Genomic DNA, 20,676 nt, shown 5'->3' with positions numbered 1-20,676 from the left:
TACTATGGACACGATAAGGCTGACAGCGGGCGCATCCAGGTCATGGGACATCGCTGCGGAGGAGGCCTCCAGGTCGAGGAGCCGTGTCATCGAGAAGGAGCACCTCTTTATCGGCATCATGAGCCTGGACAAGGCCGTCGACACGGCGGACCCCGGGCCTATCAAGGCTGAGATGGACGCCATCCGTAACGTGCTCGAGGGCGCGTGCGACAGGCCGTCCCCGGCGGCTGTGATCAGGCGCGGCGTCAGGAAGGCGCTGGGAAGCGCTGATAAGTCGCAGGAGCCCAGGGTGTTCCACCGGAGCGAGGAGTGCAAGGCGCTGTTCCGGAGGGCGGGAGGGCTCTCCTACGCCAGGAACGAAATATCGAGCCTGCACCTGCTGGCGGCCATCCTGGAGTGCCCCGGCCCGGCCATCGAGGCGGCGCTCTCGGGCGCCGGCATCGATTTTAGAGATATGATGGAGCCCGCGTACGCGTGGATAGCCATACTGGAGGGCGGCGATAAGCAGTTCCAGCGCTCCATGGAAAAGAAGGAGATCTCCAGCGCCGTGAACGACTGGCTGGGGCTGAAGCATGGCGGATACCTTGAAAAGCATGGCCGGGACCTTACGAGGGAAGCGATGGCCGGCAGGCTGGGCCCGTTCTCGGAGCGAAAAAAGGAGCTTTTACAGCTTATACAGGTGCTGGGGCGGCGGGCGAAGAATAACCCGGTGCTTATCGGGGAGGCCGGGGTCGGAAAGACGGCCGTCGTGGAGGCGCTCGCGATGCGCATCGCCCGGGGCAAGGATGCCCACGTGCTCGGAGGGAAGCGCATAATCCAGCTTAGCATGGCATCCCTGGTGGCGAACACGAAGTACCGGGGAGACCTGGAGGAGAGGCTGACCGGCGTCCTGGACGAGGCAGTCGCTGACCCGGGCATCGTACTGTTCATCGACGAGATCCACACCGTCGTCGGCGCGGGAAGGAGCGACGGCTCGGCGCTCGACGCCTCGAACATTCTCAAGCCCTACCTCGTAAGGGGACTCCGGTGTATCGGGACGAGCACCATCGCCGAGTACCACCGCCACATCGAGGCCGACCCCGCCCTTGAAAGGCGTTTCGAGACGATACTCGTCGAAGAGCCCTGCCGGGAAGAGGCGCTGGCCATGCTGGGCACGCTCAGGCCTAAGCTGGAGGAGCACCACGGCGTGCGCATCCTGGACGAAGCGCTCGAGGCTTCTGTGGACCTATCCATGCGGTTCGACGCGGAGCACATGCTGCCGGACAAGGCCGTGGACCTGCTGGATATGGCGTGCTCCGGGGCAAGGATACCTGTGCTCAGCATGGGCTCCATGGACGAGCCCCGCAGGCAGGTGGACGCCCGCTCCATCGCGGAAACGCTGGCCGGCAGCGCCGGCATGCCGCTCGAGCTGGCCGCCTCTCACCTCGAGGGCCCCACCACGTCCCGGCTGCTCGGGCTCGAAGGATTTTTAAGGGGCAGGCTGGCGGGACAGGAGGAGGCCATAGCGAAAGTCAGCAAGCGCCTCATGGTGGCCTACTCCGGCATCGAGAAGCGGCAGGGGCCGCTCGCCGTTTTCCTGTTCACCGGCCCCACTGGCGTGGGGAAGACCGAGACGGCGAGGCTCCTGGCGGAGTTTTTATTCGGCAGCCCGTCGGAGATGATCCGGCTGGACCTTTCGGAGTACTCGGAGGAGAACAGCGTGGCCCGGCTCATCGGCTCGCCGCCCGGATACATCGGCTATGAGGAGAGCGGCCTGCTGGTCCGCATGCTTAGGGCACGGCCCTATACGGTCGCCCTGTTCGACGAGGTTGAGAAGGCCCACCCCCGGGTGTTCGACGTGTTCCTGCAGCTTTTTGACGAGGGCCGGATTACAGACTCCAAGGGAAGGACGGCGGACGCCAGGAACGCCATCTTCATCCTCACGTCCAACCTGGAGCCCGGCGGGGGCGTGAGCTACGAGGAGATGGAAGAGGGCATGAAGCGGAGGCCGCGTAAGAAGGGGCTGGAAACGTTCAAGCCGGAGCTCATCAACCGCATCGACGAGATCGTCTCGTTCAGGCCGCTGGACGTGGACGCCGTCAGGCGCCTGCTGAGAAAGACGCTGACCGAGACCCTCGCAGAGCTTGAGCGGACGCACCACGTGGCCCTTCGCCTCAGCGATGAGGCGGAGGATTATCTGGCCCGTGCCGGGTACAGCCCCGAATACGGGGCCAGGGAGCTCAGGAGGGTCGTGCGGCAGTTCATCTACGTGCCCCTGAGCCGCCTGATCCTGACGGGCGAGCTCAAAGCCCACCGGCGCTGGCTCGCCGTGTACGACGATGACGGCATCACCATCGTGCCCGACGAAACGTGAGAACACATTATTGATTACGGAGAGACAATCTAGTCTAAATGAATGCATGGTGTTCACGATGATCGACGAGAAGATATACCCGAAGCTGGCGGAGGACGTCCTGGGCTCGCTCGACGTGCAGGAGGGCGACGCTGTTTTAATAAGCGGGGGAACGCACGAACAGAAGTTCCTGGAGGAGATCGGCATCGCCGTGGCGAAGCGCGGCGGCCAGCCGTTCATCACCGCAGTATCCAACGATTACCAGAAGCGCCTCCTGGATACGTGCACGGTCCAGCAGCTCAAGAAGATGCCCAAGATCATGATGGGCGTGGTCCAGGCCATGGACGCCTACGTTATCGTCGAGCCGTACAGCGACCCGAGCATTAAGAAGCACTTCCGGGAAAAGCTCCAGGCGCGCTCCGAGGGCAACTTCCCGGTCATGCAGATCATCTATGGTAAGCCAGGTAAGCGCTGGCTGTACATGGGCTGGGCTACGGACGGCATGGCACGGATGTATAACGTTCCGTTGAGCGAGCTGGAAAAGCTCGTGATCGGCGGCTGCCTCATAGATTACGGTATTTTAAAAGAGGACTGCGAGCATGTGATGCGGGTCCTCCACAACGCGAAGTACGTGCACGTTACCGACCCGCACGGCACCGACTTCCGGCTGGACATCGAGGGCCGGCGCCTGAACCCGGACGACGGCGTGCTCACTCCCGAGAAAGTGGCGGTGGGCGACCTGGGCGGCAACCTGCCTGCAGGCGAGGTCTTCGTGGCGCCAGTGGAGACCTACGGCAGCGGCACCATTTACTGTCCTTTGACCATCGACGACCTGACCCGGGGCACCATCATCAAAGGCGTACGGCTCAAGTTCAAGGACGGGACGCTGCTCCCTGACGAGTGCACGGCCGAGCATAACCAGGAAGTGCTGCGCGATACCCTGCACAAGATGACGGAGCTGGATAAGGAGAAATACGGGGCGGAAAACGCCCTGAAGGTGGCGGAGCTGGGCATCGGCCTGAACCCCGTCATCGACCGCGCCATCGGCTATATCCTCACGGACGAGAAGATCGGCGGCTCGGTGCACGTGGCCTTCGGCCGGAGCGACATGTACGGCGGCAACGTTTCGAGCAACATGCACTGGGACTTCGTCACGGCACCCGACGTTACTCTAGAGGTCGAATACAGGGATGGCAAAAAGAAGCTGATGATGAAGGACGGCCAGCTTCTGCGCTAGGCGACCCTGCCGTATACCTTGAGGAGCTTGTCCACGACGTTGTTCCAGTCGTAGATGGATTCCACTAATTTTTTTCCCTGCATGCCCATCCATTTGAGTGCTCGAGGCTTATCCACCACATCGCTGATGCACCAGGCCAGCGACTCGGGCTGCGGCCTCGCTTTTATGCCGTTGACGAAGTTATCGATGATGCCGACGGCATCCGTTCCGATGGCAGGCCTGCACGCGTCCCATGCCTCCAGCACCACGATGCCGAACGGCTCGTTCCTCGAAGGCACCGCGAGCATGTCACACGAGTTGAAGAGGTCCGCGAGCTCGCCGTCCGGCACGTATCCGGGGAACCTGCAGGCGCCAGATACCCCCAGACTCCGGGCCTTATCAATGCAGAGCGGCCGCATGTCGCCCTCGCCCGCGAACACGAACCTGGCATCCCTGCTCTTCTTAAGCACCTGCGGCACCGCGTTCACGAGCAGGTCCGGCCCTTTCTGGTATTTCATGCGCCCCACGAACAGGACCATCGGGGACTCCGGCTCGATCTTATACCGCTTCTTCACTGATACCAGGTCGACATCGCGCCCGATCTTCTTAGGAAAGATGCCGTTGGGCACGAGGTTGAGCTTGTACGGCGGCATGCTGTAGATCATCTGAAGCTCGTCCATGAGCGCCTTAGAGGTGACGATGAGCTCCTTTGCCTCGTATCCGCCCAGCCACTCCCTGTGAGAGATCTCCCTGGCCTCTTGCGAGGCGCTATGGCGGTTCCCGTTCCTGCCCCACTCGGTGGAGTGGTACGTCATCACGAAGTCCCTGCCCTTCTTCTTGAGCCGCGTAAGCGCCGTGACGGGGTGCCAGTCATGGCCGTGGAGGACGTCGAATTCCCCAAATAATTTTTTAACGGCATGATAGCGGTCCAGGAACGAGCCGCAGAGCGAGTCCATCTGGCGGACGATGCTTCCGCCGCCATCGTTCCTCACTCTCTGGTAGTGGACGCCGTTTATCATATCGTAAGGGCCGTACGCGCCCCTCCGGGTGAACACGTGCACTTCGTGCCCCTTCCTGGCCAGCGCCTCCGATATCTCGGACACGTGGGGCGCCAGGCCGCCCACCTTGACGCCGTGGAGCGATTCCCACGCGAACATCGCGATGCGTAATGTCTCCATAGGTATCAACTAATATATTTTTACAAATATATAAGTATTCAATTACCTGCCTGATAAAGCATATATCGTACCGCCGCCATTCTGTATCCACTATGAAGTCGGACCCGAGATGCGCTCCCTGCTTATTAAATCGAACGCTGTACGAGGCCGGGCTCTCCACGAAGGACCCGTCCCTTATTTTCAAGGTCATGGAGAGCGGCCTTGAATACCTGAATGAGAACTTCGAGGAGGGCGTGAATGCCACTAACATATCCACCGGCATTCACCGCAGGGCTTACGCCATCCTGAGGGACGACGACCCGTACAGTGAAATTAAGGCGCAGAGCAACGCTATTGCCGCGAAGCTCATGCCGGCCGTCAGGGAGCGGGTTGCGGAGGCGCCTCTGGGAGACCGGTTCAGGCTCGCCGTGCTGGCCTCCATCGTGGGCAATAACTTCGACTTCGGCCTGCAGGAACACCAGGTCGACATCGGGGACTTCGAGTCGCTGTTCGCGGAGGAGATGGAACGGGGCCTGCAGGTAGACGACACGGACGCCATCATGGGCCTGGCAAAGGGCGGTAAAGTCGCTTATCTTACGGATAATTGCGGCGAGATATACTTCGACGAGCTCGTCCTTGAATTGTTAAAATCGGCAGGGGCAAAGGTCACGCTGGTCGTGCGCGGCGGGAACATCGTTACGGATGCGACGATGGACGATGTTCGGAAGATGGGCCTTGAAAAGAAGGTGGACCGGGTGCTCACCACGGGCTCAAATGCTATCGGCTTCTGCATGAGAGAACTGCCCGCGGAAACGCTCGGGGCCATGAAGGAGGCCGACGTCATCGTAAGTAAAGGCATGGCCAACTACGAGTCCCTCTCGGACGAGGGGTTCAGGCCGATCGCCTATCTCATGAGGGCGAAGTGCGAGCCCGTGGCCAGGTCCATCGGAGTAAAGAAAGGCTGGAACGTGGCAAAGCTGGTGAAATAATGGCAAGCGCGGAATACAGGGAATTACTGGAGAGGGTGAGGGAGATCGGCACGCTGGAGCAGGCGGCGGGCATCCTCACGTGGGACGAGCGCACCTGCATGCCCCCCGGCTCTGCGCCGGACAGGGCGAAGCAGCACGCCGTCATGTCGGGCATCATTCATGAGCGCCTCACGTCAAAGGAGATGGGCCGGCTTATCCGGGCCCTGAAAAAGCAGGAGCTATCCGTGGACGGGGCCGTCATCCTCAGGGAAACTGAGCGGAAGTGGAGGCTCGCGTCGGCCGTCCCCGGCGACCTCGTTAAAGAGGCCAGCCGTGCCCAGTCCGAGGCCATGAACGCCTGGGTGAAGGCCAGGGCCGGGAGCGACTTTGGAATGCTGGAGCCGCTGCTCGATAAGGTGATCGGCCTCCGGTTCGAGATAGCGGAGCACATCGGCTACGAGGACACGCTCTACGACGCCCTGCTGGACGAGTACGAGCCTTACGCTAAGTCGAAAGACATAGACGCCGTGTTCTCCCGCCTCAAAAAGAAGCTCATACCTATTGCCTCTAAAATTCTTAATGAGCCCTGCCTCGACGGCGCCGTCCCGAAGGGGACGTACCCTGTGGAGGCCCAGGGCGCCTTCGTCGCCGGGCTCGCGGCCGACATGGGCTTTGACCTGAACAGGGGCCGCATCGACGTATCGGCGCACCCGTTCACGTCCGGCGCCTGCCGGGACGTCCGCATCACAGTCCGTTATAACGAGGCCGATCCCTCGTACGTCGTGTTCCCGGCCATGCACGAGGCCGGCCACGCCCTGTACGAGCAGGGCTTCCTGGAGAAGTACTACGGCACTCCGCTGGCCGAGGGCGTGTCCATGGGCATCCACGAGTCGCAGTCACGGCTCTGGGAGAACATGGTCGGCAGGAGCGAGGCCTTCTGGAGTTTCTATTACCCGAAGTTCAGGCAGGCTTACCCGGCATTTAAGAAAATGTCCCCCGGGGCTTTCTACCGTCATGTGAATGCCGTAAAGCGCTCCTACATCCGCACGGACGCCGACGAGGTCACCTATAACCTGCACATCATGCTCCGCTACGACGTGGAGAGGGCTCTCTTCGAAAATAAGATAAAAACGCCCGACATCCCCTCGTACTGGAACGAGCTCTTCGAGAAGTACCTGGGCATACCCGTGACCGACGATGCGTCCGGATGCCTGCAGGACATCCACTGGTCCGGGGGCAACTTCGGGTACTTCCCCACCTACACGCTCGGCAACCTGTACGCGGCCCAGTTCTGGCACGCCGCCAAAAGCCAGGTGCCCGGCCTCGAGGACAGCATCGCTGCAGGGGACACCGGAGCCCTGCTGGGCTGGCTGCGGAAGAACGTGCACAGGCACGGCAAACGCTACGGCGCCGCCACGCTCGTGAAAAAGGCCACCGGCGAAGCCCTCAACGAGGACTACTTCGTCCGCTACATTAAAGAGAAATACGGCAAGCTCTACGGGATAAGCCTGTAAGCTCAGTTATCGCCGGGCTTCATCGTCTTGCCGGCGCACTCCTGGGAGCGGGCCTCGCGGGCCTTCCAGTAGCACTCCTCAGAGTCGCAAAGATAGCGCCCGAACATGGCTTTAGTGGCATCCTTCCCGCAGATGCCGCACTTTTTTCCCTTGAAAAAGTCGCTGACCATCAAGCATACATAACGTATTTCATCTAATAAACATTTACCTCAATTAGATGTCAGGGATATTCCAGCGGGCGTACGACGCCAAATGGCTCATTTTCGGCGCGGCCCTCGTGCTGCTATTATTGTGGGTCATGTGGCCGTTCCTCACGGTCATCGTCTACGCGGTCTTCATCTACTACATCGCGAGGCCCATCAAGCGCATGCTGCAGCCGCACATCAAGAACGAGACGCTGCTCGTTACGGTGTGCATGCTGTTGTTAGTATTGCCGCTGCTTCTCATCATCGGTTACACGCTGCTGCTCGCCCTGTCCCAGTTTAACGCCCTGATCACGGGCATAGGGCTGCAATCCCTGCCCGAGGGGCCGCTGTCGAACATGAGCAACGTGGTCTCCGAGATCCAGCGGAACTTCACCATGGAGAACATCATGTCGGGGAACTTCGGCGCCATAGTGCCCCAGGACCTTTATGAGGCACTGCAGGGGTACGGCAGCTCGATCGCGAACCTCCAGCAGCTCGTCATTTCTACCGGCTCCACCATCGTCGACATCATATTCAAACTGTTCCTAGTCATCGTCATCGTGTTCTACATGCTGAGGGAGGACGAGAAGCTCGTGTCGTGGCTGAAGTCGACGTTCCCCTCGCTCATGGCGGAGTACGACGGAATGCTCCTGAAGTACGGCCGGGCCGTGGACGAGGACCTGGAGAAGATATTCTTCGGCAACATCCTGAGCATCGTGTTCTTCGCCATCCTGGCCGCCACCGTGTTCAGCGTACTCAACATGTTCGCGCCGCCGGGCATGAGCATACCGTCGCCCATCCTGATGGGCATCCTGTGCGGAGTGTCCGCCCTCCTGCCGGTCGTGGGCATGTACATAGTCATCGTGCCCCTGCTCCTGTACGTGCTCGTGATATCCCTCATGGCGGGCACGTTCTTCCCCAATATCGTCTTCTACATCATGATGGTGGCCGCCATCATGATCTTCGTAGAGGTGCTGCCCGACTTCGTCCTGAGGCCCTTCATGTCCAGCGGCAGGGTCCACACGGGCCTGCTCATGTTCGCCTACATCCTGGGCCCCATCGTGTTCGGCATCGCCGGCCTCTTCATCGGCGCCATCGTACTCGTCCTTCTCACGCACTACTTCCGCATCGTCGTACCCGCGATCTCGCGTGAGTCGGAAGCATCAAAGATATAAACCAGAGGCGCCTCTTTCGTTTAGACTGGTATGAGCACGATCGACCGATATCTGCTGGCATCCGCCTCCTTCGTGGTGCGGCACTGGCTTACCATTATGAACGTACTGCTGTTCCTGTTCATAGTCCCCATCGTGCTGGCCCCGTACCTCTACTCCACGGGCAACCCCCTGATGGTGCAGGTCGCCGGCTTGATCATGGCGGCCTACCACGTCACATGCCACCAGCTCCCCGACCGTAGCCTGTTCGTCTTCGGCTACGAGATGGCCGTGTGCTCCCGGTGCTTCGCCATCTACGCCGCTTTCCTTGTCGGAGGCCTGGCCTTCTACTTCCTGCGGACCTGGCTGAAGCCCTTCCATATCTTTTACTATGTCTTATTGTGCGTGCCCATGGCCATCGACGGTACAGCCCAGCTTTTCGGCATACCCATACCCCGCGGCGTCGGCCCCGGCTTCGAACTGGTATGGACCACGCTGAGTAATAACGAGATTCGAGTCATCACTGGCGCTATATTCGGCCTCGGCAGCGCCCTGTTCGTTCTGCCCTACGTGCAGCATATCATCGAGTCCGAGGACGGGCCTAAAAAGGATTCAGTGGGGGCTAAAACCAATCAGCAAGACCCGTAGGTCGGACAGTTTCCATATTTTTTCCTATGTCGGGCAAGCGCCTTTTGCATATTAGTTCGGTTTCAGACACTCCTTGTTTAGAGTTTTCCTATGTCGGGCAAGCGCCTTTTGCATATTAGTTCGGTTTCAGACACTCCTTGTTTAGAGTTTTCCTATGTCGGGCAAGCGCCTTTTGCATATTAGTTCGGTTTCAGACACGAAAACACGAAACGATTTTTTAGAGTTTACACTAAATACTCTAAATACCCTATGGCTCACGGTTAATTCTCTAAATACTCAAATTCCACAATTAAGAATCGAAGGGCACCAAATACTCGGTTTAAAAACAAATAACAAATTGACTTAAGGACACGAACGCACACCAACTAAAAATCAAAGAGAACGACAGCAAAGGCGAGCGATTGTTTGGTATACCACACAAACCTGGAGTAGCGTTTGATTAATTGTTTTAGTTGGTGTGCGCTCGTGACTTTACGTCAGTTTGTTATTTGATTTTAAACCGCGACTTTGGTGCCCTTTGGTTTTAATAGTGATTTTCATGGTTTTAGAGAATTAACCGTGAAGCATAGAGTACTTCGGGTACTTCGTGTTACTCTAAAAAGGAATTTCGTGTTTTAGTGTCTGAAACCGTACTATTCAGCGTGCGTCGCTTACCTGTCACAGGAGAACACTAAAAAAAGGAGTGTCTGAAACCGAACTAATCAGCGAAATAGGCTAGCAGTAACATCATTGATATCCCGGAATGGAACTGTTGAAGTCAATTTTTCTTCGAGTTGAAAGGCCACGCCATATCCTTAACACGGGCCAGCACAGCATCCGTCCGCTGCCCGTCACGCTTGAGGGCCACATAGATCAGCTCGAGCAGGGCGTAGACGAACGGCACGGCCCAGGCAAGGACGTAGGCGTAGGCGAGGCCATAGGGCACGCCGGTGACAAGCCTCAGGGCGTTCGTGCTCTCCCGCCAGCCGAACAGCTGCGTCAGGCCGTCGATGCCAGTCGGGGCCAAAAGGAGCACGAACAAAAGCCAGTTCATCTTGAACTCCTTCTCTCCAAAACCCTTGAGCCTCAAAAATATCAGCCCCAGCGCCGTGGCCGCGTAGATGGAGGCGCACCGGGCGCACACCGGCATCTGGATGTCGTCATAGAACAGCGACCTCCAGGGAAGCTGGTGACAGAAGATGGAGAAAAATCTGAAGATGGTATCGGAGATGCCCAGGGCGAGCGGAGCGTACCCCGTCAGCGAAAGTAATACCCAGGGGACGAACTCTGCCAGGGCGATGGCCGTATAAGCGATAACGATGGCGTCAAAAGCCAACATCTTTATATTGACCATGATACAACCAACGATATTCCCGCTATTGGTATAAATCCCTTTAGAGGGGGGTAAGGGTACTTAGCGCGGGGGCATACTATCGGAAGCCCGCGATTAGAACACTGGAGTTTCAGCGACCGGGGGCGCGGGCAGGATGTGAAAACAAAGAGCGGCCCGCGCCCCGTGTCATTCATTCTTTCGACGAATCATTTAGCCCCCATAAGCCGCGTATCGCTATCGATGCTGCCGAAACACTACGCCACCTTAATAACGCTCGTCGTCACGCTGACCGCTTTCTGCACGCCGGCGCTCGCCCAGATGCCGCAGGCACAAGTGCCATATGATATGCAGGGCATGTCGCCGTTCGGGATGCAGGGCATGTATGGCATGCAGGACTCGTCCTCGGGGATGCCCTCGGCACAGGCACTCAGCTCCCAGACCCTGGCCGGCATCGACACGAACAAGGGGTTCGACAGCATGTCGCCCGAAGAGGCCGCTTACCGAAGGGCCGTGGTGGACAACTGCGTCACCTTCCATAAGAAGATGTCCTCCGGGCGCCTCCAGTTCGGGCGGCACATGGAGAGCCAGTACTTTAACACGAAGTACTGGGAGCCCGTCTATCACCAGGGAAGCCAGTTCTGGAAGCTCAAGGACGGCGTGGACAAGGCGGACGCCATGCACGACTTTATCAGTTCCAGCGGTGGCAAGTACAAGATCGACTGCGCGGCGGCCATAAACTTAATTTTGCTAAAGTCGAAGCTCGACACCGTGGGCGAAAGGAACTTCGACAGGCGGCTTCCCACTTTGATGATCAGGGGGTGGAAGACGTACACCACCTCAAAGGACGGCGAGCTGGAGGAGTACAAGACGCTCGAGAAGTGGTCGGGCAACGAGTACTCGCCGGGCTCCGCAGAAGGCCTCAGGACGGGAGACTACGTGTACTTCAAGAACCACCCGATGACGGAGGGCACGCCTGAGCAGGGCGAGAACGCCATATACATCGGCACCGACTCGTGGGGAAGGCCCGTGTTCTTCGGCCTGAACATCGGCATGTTCCGGGGGACGTTCAACCAGTACGGCTTCCTGTCCTCGGAGAGGGGCAGCATCGACCCGGAAAGCCTCAGGAAGATGATGGACGGGTAAGACCGGCTCATACTTTTCTCGCAACATATAATATGATACCCGATAATATAATTTCAAGAGGAATTCCTGATGGCAGATAAGATCAAAGTAGCGCTCAACGGTTATGGCACCATAGGCAAGAGAGTCGCCGACGCAGTGATGCGCCAGGACGACATGACGCTGGTAGGAATCGCCAAGACGAAGCCCGACTACGAGGCATACGCCGCCAATAAGAAGGGCTATCCCATTTACGCCGTGGACCCGGCCAAGGCCGAGTCGAAGTTCAAGGCGGCCGGCATCTCCCTCGCGGGCTCAAACCTGGACATGATCAAGAAGGCCGACATCGTGGTCGACTGTGCCCCCGAGGGCCTGGGAGAGGAGAACAAGAAGAGCATCTACGACAAGCTCGACAAGCCCGCCATCTTCCAGGGCGGCGAGGAGCACGAGGTGGCCGGCACGTCATTTAACGCCGCGGCCAACTACGCCCAGGCCATCGGCAAGAAGTACGTCCGGGTGGTCTCGTGCAACACCACGGGCCTGTGCAGGCTGCTTTATGCAATGGACACGGCCTTCGGCGTGCAGAAAGCCAGGGTCGTCCTGGTAAGGAGAGGCGGCGACCCTAACGACGCCAAGCGCGGCCCGATCAACGGCATCGTGCCCGATCCCATTCACTTACCATCCCACCACGGCCCGGACGTGCAGACCGTGCTCCCCCACATCAACATCGACACGGCCGCCATGAAGGTGCCCACCACGCTGATGCACATGCACTTCGTGAACGCCACGCTAAAGAAAAAGCCGTCCAGGGACGAGATCATCGCAGCGATCAAGCAGTACCCCAGGCTCTGGCTCATCCCCTCCTGGTACACCATCAAGTTCACCGGCGACGTCATCGAGTTCGGCCGGGAGCTCGGCAGGCCCAGGAACGACATCATGGAGAACGCCATCTGGGAGGAGTCGGTGACCATCGACAAGGAAGGCGAGTTCAACGTGTTCCAGGCCATCCACCAGGAGTCCGACGTGGTGCCCGAGAACATCGACTGCATCCGGGCGATGACCGGGATCGAAAAGGACGGCAAGAAGTCCATGGAGAAGACCAATAAGGCCCTCGCCATCGGCAACTTCAACCCGTGGAAGCTTACGCCGCCCTGATGGGCGGCACTCCTTAATGAAAGCCATAGACGTCATCGTATCGGGCAGGGTGCAGGCCGTCGGGTTCAGGGCCTTTACCCGGCGAAACGCAGTCATGCTTGGCGTGCGCGGCTACGTGGAGAACCTTGAGGACGGCCGGGTGCACGCCGTCTTCGAGGGCTATGACCACCAGGTCGATAAGCTTTTAGAGATCGTCAGGCACGGCCCCCGGGTCTCCGAGGTCCGCGAGGTCAGGGTGAATCCGGCCGATGCCGCCGGGTACCGGGGCTTCGAGATCCGCTAGCCCTTTTTTATTGCACTTATCAGGATAGAGGCGATATCCTCAAGCGGCTTTTTTAACTCCTGAGAGATGCTCTCGCCCTCGCCGATCCTTTCCGGCTGCACGCCCACCAGGAACACGTCGGCGCCCGCCGCGGCCTCCAGGTATTCCATGACGACGTCGAGCGAAAAATTGTGGACGCTGGACTCGAGCTTTTGCATTTCGCCCGCCTCCACGATCCTGGCGCTTCCCGGGGCTTCCCCCAGGCTGGCCGCGTCTAAGAAGATGATGACTTTCGGGTTGAGCCGCCTGATAGAGGCCGTCACGTTCTCGGGGACTCCGTCCGCGTCGATGGCATGGGGCACTTCGTCCTTGATGTGGTCGATGAGCGCCGGCCCTATCGCATCGTCGCCCCTCATGCGGTTGCCCACGCCGACAAAGACGACTCTTTCGGGCGATATCCCTCGAAGTCTTTCCTCTAGCTCTTTCTGTAGTGCCGGGTACATTCTCCTCCGGTCATAAGTGCGTAAGCGCAAGAAGCGCGTCGGCGGCGAACTCCAGGGCGCCGGAGACCAGGTCCGGGTACACGCCTATGACGATACATAGCCCCGCCATGATCAGTATGGGCAGCAACATATACAGGGGAGGCTCCTTCACGTCCTTGAACTCTTCCTTCGGCTTGCCCAGGAACATCACGTAGAATGCGTGAATTAAACAGGCGAAGGTCAGGATGCTGGTGAGCCATCCGACGAGGCCTAATATGGTCAGGTCAAGGCCGAAGGCCGAGAACAGCACGGGGTATCCGGCCTGCACCGAGCCCTCGTATATCAGCTCTTTACTGACGAAGCCGTTCAAGAGCGGAACGCCCGACATGGCCAGTGATGCGATTAAAAAGCAAAGGCCTGTGAGGGGCATCTGCTTCATCAGGCCGCCCATCCTATGGATCTGCCGGGTGTTGACCCGCAGTATGAGGGCGCCCGTAATTAGGAATAAACAGCCCTTGAAGAGCATGTGGTTCGTGATATGGAACAGGGCGCCGTAGACGGCCGCAGGCGTGGCCAGCCCGAAGCCCATGATGATGTAGCCCATCTGGCTGATGCTGTGGAACGCCAGCAGGCGCTTAATGTCCTCGGATAGCAGGGCCATGATTACGCCCACGAGCATGTTCAGGACCCCGAACCCGATCACGACCAGGATGAGCGTCTCAACTCCCGATATGAGGTAGAACGGGTAGATGGCCTTGACCATGGCCACGACGCTCGCCTTGATGAGTATGCCCGACATGGTGGCGCTGATCGGGGGCGGCGCCTCGGAGTGCGCGGACGGGAGCCAGATGATGCCCAGGGGCAACAGCCCTGCCTTGGTGCCGAAGCCGAAGAAGAAGAGCATGGCCAGCAGGAACATGTCCCCTTCGCTTACGGCGCCTGCCGTTAATTTATTGAGGTCCAGCGTGCCCGCGTCGTTGTAGAGGATGAAGGCGCCCGTAACGACGAGTATCACTTCGACGATGCTGATGGCCAGGTACACGTAGGTCGCCCGGATCGCTTTCTTGGTGCGGCCGAACAGTATGAGGACGGCGCTGATGACCGTGGCGGCCTCCAGGAAGATGAGCATCACGATGACGTTGTAGGTGCTCGCCAGGCCGCTCATCATGCCCATGAGCAGGAAATACATGATGAAGTACGTGTTATCGTAGTGCGTCCTGTCCTTGTATACGAACGAGTAGAAGACGACCAGCGTCCCGATGAACGCGACCAGCGTGCCGATGAAGATGCCGGGCGCGTCGAGCACCATGAACCCGTAAGTCACGGGCCTCAGTATTCCCTCCCTGAGGGCCACGAAATACGAGGCGTTGAACACGAAAAGCAGGGCGGCGAAGGCCACGATGAAGATGTCCTGGAGCTTTTCCGAGTACCTTCCCAGCACGTACGTGAGCAGGGCTCCAGCGATGGGCAGTATAATAGGAACAAGCGCCAGGTACTCGTACATCCAAGGCTTCTACGCCAGCCAATCAAATATAGTTTTGCGGATTAAAAAGAGCATTTTTGGCCCGGGACAGGCTCATATGGCATCATGTTTGCGATATATGTGGAGACGTGATGGCTTTCGAGGCAAAAAGGCATTGGAGGGGAAGCATTCAAAGCCCTTTCGATCGATATGCCGTACTGCCGTTCCCGGGCTAACTGCTAGGGAGTCTATGGCTATGATAATCGTATGTTCTATTCTTTATCGACGGCATAACAAGCGTTTGGAAAAATATCAGCGGCTAAACATGCAATAGCCGTATAAAAAATGGGAAAAACGGGTTATTTCTTGAATATGGGCGTGCCCGTGGTCTGGGTAAGCTTTTTGTACGCGGCCATGAGCTTCTTCGTCATGGGGCCGGGCTTGCCGTTGCCGACCTCGCGGCCGTCCACCTTTGTCACGGGGCAGAGCTCGGCGGCCGTTCCGGTCACGAAGATCTCGTCCGCCGTATAGAGGTCATAGTAGCTCATGTCGGCCTCGCTGAGCGGCATTTTCAGCTGCTTCGTCAGGTCGAACACGGCGCCCCTGGTCACGCCCTTCAGGTTGACCTCGACGATGGGCGTCCGGATCTGGCCGTTCTTGATGACGAAGATGTTGTCGCCCGAGCCTTCCGATAAGTTGCCGTTGATATCGAAGATGATGGCCTCGTTGCCGCCCTTCACGTTGGCCTCGATCTTGGCGAGGATGTTGTTCAGATAATTCAAAGACTTGATGTTCGGCGGCAGCGTCTGCGGCGCGTTCCTGCGGATGCTCACCGTGATGGCGTTCAGGCCCTTCTCGTACAGGTCGCCGTACATGGCGCCCCAGGTCTCGGCGATACAGATGATGGTCGGCTTCGGGCACTTGTTGGGGTCCAGCCCCAGGTCGCCCTTGCCCCGGGTCATGACGGGCCGGATGTACGCGTCCTTCAGGTTGTTCTTCCGCAACGTCTCGAGGATGATCTCCTTCATCTCCTCCTTCGTCACGGGGGGCTTCAGCATGATCGCCTTCGCGCCATCGAACATCCTGTCTATGTGCTCGTCCAGCCTGAATACCCTGCCGTTGTAGGCCCTGATCCCCTCGAAAACACCGTCGCCGTATAATAGCCCATGATCGTAGACTGAGATCTTCGCGTTTTCCTTCGTGTAGAACTTACCGTCGATATAGATATAATCGGCCATACAGACACCTCTTGATTAATTGCCACGCTGGCATATAAGGCTTCTGATTTTCAAAAAGTCTATAACGTGGTGAAGCGTATTAGCTGTCATTCGGTGAGCCATATGGCGGGGGAAGACGTTCGGATCGAGGCTGAGGCGGCCCTGGAAAAGGGGCTGGAGATGGCGGGCGCGGGGCGCATGGCGGACTCCATCGTGCTGTTCGACCACGCCATCGGCCTCGACCGCGACTATGGCGACGCATACAATTGCAAAGGCTTAGTGTTGACAGAGCTGAAGCGGTTCGACCAGGCGTTCTCGTGCTTCGAGCGCGCTTTAACGCTCCAGCCGCAGAACCCGAAATTCTGGTATAACAAGAGCATTCTTTTCAGGGAGCTGGGGATGTACGAGGACGAGGCCGGCGCCTGCCTGATGTCCCTCAAGTTCGACCCGAAGTCCGTGCAGGCCTGGCATAGCTGCGCCCGGTCGCTGGCCCGCATCGGGGAGAGCGAGGAGGCGCTGTCGTGCATGGATAAGGCCCTGGAGCTCGAGCCCATGAGCGCAGACCTGTGGTTCTACCTGGGCTCATACCAGTACAGCCTGGGCATGCTGGATAAGGCCCTGGAATCCTATGACCGGGCCATCTTCATCGAGCCGGACAACGCCGCCGCCTGGATGGGCAGGGGCGAAGTGCTCTCGAAGGAAGGAAAGGAAGCGGAGGCGCTGGAGTGCTACGACCGGTCCATACGGATCAGCCCGGACATCGCCGGGGCGTGGTATGGGAAGGGCATGCTCTTCATAAAAGGCGGAAAGTACGACGACGCGCTGGCCATGCTCGATAAGGCCGTGGAGATGAGGGACGGCCACGCCGACGCGTGGTTCTACCGGGGGTGCGTGCTCGAGCTCAGCGGCCGGATTCGCGAGGCCCTTGACTGCTACAGGAAGGTAACGGAGCTCCAGCCCGGGAGCCAGGCCGCATGGTTCATGCGGGGCGTGCTGCTGGGCCGGCTGGAGGCATACGAGGAGGCCATGCCGTGCTTCGATAAGGCGCTGGAGATCAACCCGCGATTCGCCGAGGCGTGGTATCATAAGGGATTGTTCGCCAGCATCCTGGGCAATAACGAGGAGGCCGCCCGGTGCATCACCCGGACCATCGAGATCAACCCCGATTTCGACCCGAACGCCTACGACGTGTACAACTAAAAAGCACCTTTTTATCGTCGGAGTGCTTACTTATGCCCATGGACGCCCGCGAGTTTGCCCGATGTATCGACCATACGCTGCTCAGGCCTGACGCCACGGAGCAGGATATACTGAATTTGTGCGACGAGGCCGTCGAGTACGGCTTCGCCTCGGCCTGCGTGGCCTCGTGCTGGGCGGGCACGGCCAAAAAGCGCCTGGAGGACAGCGGCGTGAAGGCCTGCTGCGTCGTCGGGTTCCCCTTCGGCTCCGCAGCGCCATACGCAAAAGCATCCGAGGCGTGGGCGGCCGTCGATTCGGGGGCGGACGAGGTCGACATGGTCATGAACTTCGGGTACCTCAAGTCAGGCATGATCGGGGAAATAAGGCGGGAGCTGACCGCCGTCGTGGCCGTTACGCAGGGCGCAGCGGTAAAGGTCATCATCGAGACGTGCTACCTGACGGACGAGGAGAAGGTGCTCGCGGCGCGCCTCGTAAAGGATTCGGGCGCAGCCTATGTAAAAACTTCGACGGGCTACGGCCCGAAGGGCGCCGCCGTCGAGGACGTAACACTAATAAAAAAAGAGGTGCCGGGCATAAAGATAAAGGCTTCCGGGGGCATCCGCACCTACGAGGACGCAAAAAAGTTCATTGACGCGGGCGCATCGCGCATAGGCACAAGCTCCGGGCCAAAGATCGTGGGAGGCCTCAGGTAAGCGCATAATAATATTATTATAATATGATAATTGATTATTTATAAAAAGCTAAAAAACCGATATTCTTTTAAGTAAGTAGTTTCATTACAATATACTTAGGTTAAAAAGACCTAAAGTGAGGTATAATTTATGGCTACTTTCGGTATAGAATTCGTTCCGAACGTTCCGATTAAGGAACTGATCAACTATTGTAAGTTTGCAGAAGACGCTGGTCTGAACTATTTATGGATTACGGACCACTACAACAACCGCAACGTCTTTGAGTCGCTTGCCCTCATCGCGGACAAGACCTCGAGGATCAAGCTCGGCCCCGGCATCACCAATGCCTTCACCGCCAGCCCGGCAGTGACCGCCTCGGCGATCTGCACGGTCGACGAGATATCCGACGGCAGGGCAACCCTGGGTATCGGCCCCGGCGACCTGAGCACCCTCCCGAAGATCGGCATCCCGATGGAGACCCCCGTCGCGAGGCTGACCGAGGGCGTCGCAGTGATCAAGGCCCTCTGGACCGGCGCGCCCGTCAGCACCCCGGACAACAAGGTCTTCAAATACGCCGGCGCAGCGCTGGCCTACAAGCCCAAGCAGAAGGCTATCCCCGTCTACATCGGCGCACAGGGCGAGAAGATGCTCGAGACCGCCGGCAAGATCGGTGACGGTGCCCTTATCAACGCGTCCAACCCCAAGGACTTCGCGTTCGCAGTGCCCATCATCAAGAAGGCGGCAGGCGAGAAGAAGTTCGACATCGCCGCGTACACCTCGTTCTCCATCGACAACGACAGCAAGAAGGCAAAGGGCGCAGTAAGGCCCGTCGTGGCGTTCATCGCCGCAGGCGCACCCGTACCCGTCATCCAGAGGCACGGCCTCAGCCTTGACGCAGTCAACACCATCAAGGGCGGCCTCGCAAAGGGCGACTTCAAGACTGCCTTCGGCGCAGTCGACGACGCCATGATCAACGCGTTCTCCATCTACGGCACTCCGGCCGAGATGAACGCCAAGATCGCGGACCTCGAGAAGATGGGCGTCACCCAGATCGTCGCAGGCTCTCCGATCGGCGGCGACAAGAACAAGTCCATCCGCCTCATCGGCAAGTACGTAATACCGTAAGTGGGCTTCAACCCACTTCTTCTTTTATTTTTTCGGCTTTTTTTCCTGCGTAAGCTTTATATAATGTGTCCCACCATTGTCGGGGTTGTGCGCAACCACAGTACATTTCTAAATGCCGGCAACGAGCCCGTTCTATCGTCGTCAGCCCGTCGTGATTAGCGCATCGCACATTTCTCATCGTTATAACGCTTAGCTGTGCGTTTTAAACAGCCCCGTAACGTTTTCGAACTTAATTTCACAGGATATCAACACATGACCGCAGAAGCAAGGCATAAGTACGAGTTCAAGAAGCAACTCGAAGAATTAAAGAGCAAGCAGGGCCAGGGCACCGAGCTCATATCCCTTTACATACCGCACGAGAAAAGAATATCGGACGTAGTGGCGTACCTCCGGGACGAGCATGGCTCGTCGGCCAACATCAAGTCCAAGTCTACAAGGGACAACGTCCAGAGCGCGCTGGAGTCCATCATGTCCCGCCTCAAATATTACAAGCAGCCGCCGGAGAACGGCATGGCCATCTTCTGCGGCGCCATCAGCATCGGCGGCGACCGGACCTCCATGGAGGCCATCACCATCGAGCCGCCCCAGCCGATCACCTCGTTCTCCTACCGGTGCGGCAGCAACTTCGAGACGGACAAGCTGGACGAGATGCTCGTCGACCGGAAGACGTTCGGGCTCATCGTGCTTGACCGCCGGGAGGCGACCATCGGGACCTTAAAAGGCAAAAAGGTCACTGCCATGAGGCACCTCACGAGCACAGTCCCGGGCAAGCAGAGGAAGGGCGGCCAGTCTTCTCACCGTTTCCAGCAGTTGCGTCTCATCGCCATCAACGACTTCAACACGAGGATAGGGGACGCGGCCAGCGATATTTTTAACGCCATCGACCGGAACGACTTCCAGGGCATCCTCATAGGCGGCCCCACCCCGACGAAGGAGGAGTTCGTCAAGGGGGAGTATTTGCACCATGAGCTTCAGCCCAAGATACTGGGCCTGTTCGACATCGCCTACACGGACGAGTCGGGCCTGGGAGAGCTAATGGATGCGGCAGAGGACACGCTCTCCGACCTCGAAGTGGTCAAGGAGAAGAAGCTCATGGAGCGCTTCATGCGGGAACTGGTGAGCGAGGGCGGCCTGGCGGCGTACGGGGAGGATTCCGTCCGTAATAACCTCAAGATGGGCTCCGTGGACGTGCTACTCCTTTCGGAAGACCTTCGCAGGAGCCGGATCACGCTGAAGTGCCAGAACTGCGAGTACACTTCGACTACCACTGTTAAGCACCGGGCAGGAGAGAAGGCCACGCTCGACTATGGCAAGTGCCCGAAGTGCCAGTCGACACTGAATATCGCGGAGCAGGTCGATGTAGTGGACGAGCTGTCCATCACGGCGGAGCAGATGAACACCGAGGTCGAGTTCATCTCCACCGAGTTCGAGGAAGGCGAGCAATTGTATAACGCCTTCGGCGGCATCGCGGCCATCCTGCGGTATAAGACGGGCGTGTAA

At 58.6% G+C, this 20,676-nt stretch carries 19 protein-coding genes; 13 read left to right on the top strand and 6 right to left on the bottom strand.

Annotated elements, in window-relative coordinates; translation table 11 throughout:
• Window positions 1-4: 4 nt before the first annotated feature.
• The gene (locus MCP_RS13700) at window positions 5-2,353 is read left to right on the top strand and encodes an AAA family ATPase (protein WP_012901443.1); all 2,349 of its coding nucleotides are present in this window, start codon (window positions 5-7) and stop codon (window positions 2,351-2,353) included.
• Window positions 2,354-2,411: 58 nt separating this feature from the next.
• Window positions 2,412-3,569 carry an aminopeptidase gene (locus MCP_RS13695; RefSeq protein WP_012901442.1) on the top strand — a complete coding sequence of 386 codons (1,158 nt, stop codon included), beginning with the start codon at window positions 2,412-2,414 and terminating at the stop codon, window positions 3,567-3,569.
• On the opposite strand, the gene MCP_RS13690 is transcribed toward MCP_RS13695, so the two are convergent.
• Window positions 3,566-4,726: a glycosyltransferase family 4 protein gene (locus tag MCP_RS13690; RefSeq protein WP_012901441.1), complete on the bottom strand. Its 1,161-nt coding sequence runs from the start codon at window positions 4,724-4,726 to the stop codon at window positions 3,566-3,568. The genes MCP_RS13695 and MCP_RS13690 overlap by 4 nt on opposite strands.
• A 92-nt stretch (window positions 4,727-4,818) precedes the next feature.
• On the opposite strand from MCP_RS13690, the gene MCP_RS13685 reads away from it, so the two are divergent.
• Together MCP_RS13685 and MCP_RS13680 are read left to right on the top strand one after the other, a co-directional pair.
• Complete coding sequence (locus tag MCP_RS13685; protein ID WP_012901440.1) at window positions 4,819-5,694, top strand: damage-control phosphatase ARMT1 family protein; 876 nt, start codon at window positions 4,819-4,821, stop codon at window positions 5,692-5,694.
• On the top strand, window positions 5,694-7,187 hold the full coding sequence (locus MCP_RS13680; protein WP_012901439.1) for a carboxypeptidase M32: 1,494 nt from the start codon (window positions 5,694-5,696) through the stop codon (window positions 7,185-7,187). Before MCP_RS13685 ends, MCP_RS13680 begins: the two co-directional genes overlap by 1 nt.
• Window positions 7,188-7,189: 2 nt before the next feature.
• On the opposite strand, the gene MCP_RS15765 is transcribed toward MCP_RS13680, so the two are convergent.
• Window positions 7,190-7,357 (bottom strand): hypothetical protein, encoded by a 168-nt coding sequence (locus MCP_RS15765; protein ID WP_158301496.1) that lies wholly within the window; start codon window positions 7,355-7,357, stop codon window positions 7,190-7,192.
• Between the two features lie 47 nt (window positions 7,358-7,404).
• On the opposite strand from MCP_RS15765, the gene MCP_RS13675 reads away from it, so the two are divergent.
• Together MCP_RS13675 and MCP_RS13670 are read left to right on the top strand one after the other, a co-directional pair.
• Window positions 7,405-8,547 (top strand): AI-2E family transporter, encoded by a 1,143-nt coding sequence (locus tag MCP_RS13675; RefSeq protein ID WP_012901438.1) that lies wholly within the window; start codon window positions 7,405-7,407, stop codon window positions 8,545-8,547.
• Between the two features lie 30 nt (window positions 8,548-8,577).
• On the top strand, window positions 8,578-9,171 hold the full coding sequence (locus MCP_RS13670) for a DUF2085 domain-containing protein (protein WP_012901437.1): 594 nt from the start codon (window positions 8,578-8,580) through the stop codon (window positions 9,169-9,171).
• A 757-nt stretch (window positions 9,172-9,928) separates the two neighbouring features.
• Here the strand turns inward: MCP_RS13670 and MCP_RS13665 are convergent.
• A complete protein-coding gene (locus MCP_RS13665) occupies window positions 9,929-10,504 on the bottom strand; it encodes a DUF2085 domain-containing protein (RefSeq protein WP_012901436.1) in 576 nt (191 codons plus the stop codon).
• Between the two features lie 219 nt (window positions 10,505-10,723).
• Here MCP_RS13665 and MCP_RS13660 point away from each other — a divergent pair, with 219 nt between their 5' ends.
• The 3 genes from MCP_RS13660 (at window position 10,724) to MCP_RS13650 (ending at window position 13,040) form a co-directional block, all read left to right on the top strand.
• Window positions 10,724-11,626 carry a hypothetical protein gene (locus MCP_RS13660; RefSeq protein WP_231845088.1) on the top strand — a complete coding sequence of 301 codons (903 nt, stop codon included), beginning with the start codon at window positions 10,724-10,726 and terminating at the stop codon, window positions 11,624-11,626.
• Window positions 11,627-11,695: 69 nt separating this feature from the next.
• Complete coding sequence (locus MCP_RS13655; protein WP_012901434.1) at window positions 11,696-12,757, top strand: type II glyceraldehyde-3-phosphate dehydrogenase; 1,062 nt, start codon at window positions 11,696-11,698, stop codon at window positions 12,755-12,757.
• Between the two features lie 16 nt (window positions 12,758-12,773).
• Entirely contained in the window at window positions 12,774-13,040 is a 267-nt protein-coding gene (locus tag MCP_RS13650) for an acylphosphatase (RefSeq protein WP_012901433.1), read from the top strand.
• Here MCP_RS13650 and MCP_RS13645 read toward each other — a convergent pair.
• The 3 genes from MCP_RS13645 to ilvE all read right to left on the bottom strand — a co-directional run bounded on the left by MCP_RS13645 (window position 13,037) and on the right by ilvE (window position 16,201).
• Window positions 13,037-13,522, bottom strand: a complete 486-nt coding sequence (locus MCP_RS13645; protein ID WP_012901432.1) for a hydrogenase maturation protease — start codon at window positions 13,520-13,522, stop codon at window positions 13,037-13,039. The genes MCP_RS13650 and MCP_RS13645 overlap by 4 nt on opposite strands.
• A 10-nt stretch (window positions 13,523-13,532) precedes the next feature.
• Window positions 13,533-15,005 carry a complex I subunit 5 family protein gene (locus MCP_RS13640; protein WP_012901431.1) on the bottom strand — a complete coding sequence of 491 codons (1,473 nt, stop codon included), beginning with the start codon at window positions 15,003-15,005 and terminating at the stop codon, window positions 13,533-13,535.
• Window positions 15,006-15,322: 317 nt separating this feature from the next.
• Entirely contained in the window at window positions 15,323-16,201 is an 879-nt protein-coding gene (gene ilvE, locus MCP_RS13635) for a branched-chain-amino-acid transaminase (RefSeq protein WP_012901430.1), read from the bottom strand.
• Window positions 16,202-16,303: 102 nt separating this feature from the next.
• Between ilvE and MCP_RS13630 the strand changes: the two genes are divergently transcribed.
• The 4 genes from MCP_RS13630 (at window position 16,304) to prf1 (ending at window position 20,676) form a co-directional block, all read left to right on the top strand.
• Window positions 16,304-17,380, top strand: a complete 1,077-nt coding sequence (locus MCP_RS13630) for a tetratricopeptide repeat protein (protein WP_012901429.1) — start codon at window positions 16,304-16,306, stop codon at window positions 17,378-17,380.
• A 38-nt stretch (window positions 17,381-17,418) separates the two neighbouring features.
• Window positions 17,419-18,072 (top strand): deoxyribose-phosphate aldolase, encoded by a 654-nt coding sequence (gene deoC / locus MCP_RS13625; RefSeq protein WP_012901428.1) that lies wholly within the window; start codon window positions 17,419-17,421, stop codon window positions 18,070-18,072.
• A 129-nt stretch (window positions 18,073-18,201) separates the two neighbouring features.
• Entirely contained in the window at window positions 18,202-19,176 is a 975-nt protein-coding gene (locus MCP_RS13620; protein WP_012901427.1) for a 5,10-methylenetetrahydromethanopterin reductase, read from the top strand.
• 252 nt (window positions 19,177-19,428) lie between these two features.
• Window positions 19,429-20,676 carry a peptide chain release factor aRF-1 gene (gene prf1, locus MCP_RS13615; RefSeq protein ID WP_012901426.1) on the top strand — a complete coding sequence of 416 codons (1,248 nt, stop codon included), beginning with the start codon at window positions 19,429-19,431 and terminating at the stop codon, window positions 20,674-20,676.

Origin of the sequence: Methanocella paludicola SANAE, from assembly GCF_000011005.1 — an archaeon.
Lineage (GTDB): Archaea > Halobacteriota > Methanocellia > Methanocellales > Methanocellaceae > Methanocella > Methanocella paludicola.
The sequence above is the reverse complement of the archived record's forward strand: the minus strand, read 5'-3'. Positions and strand labels throughout refer to the sequence as shown.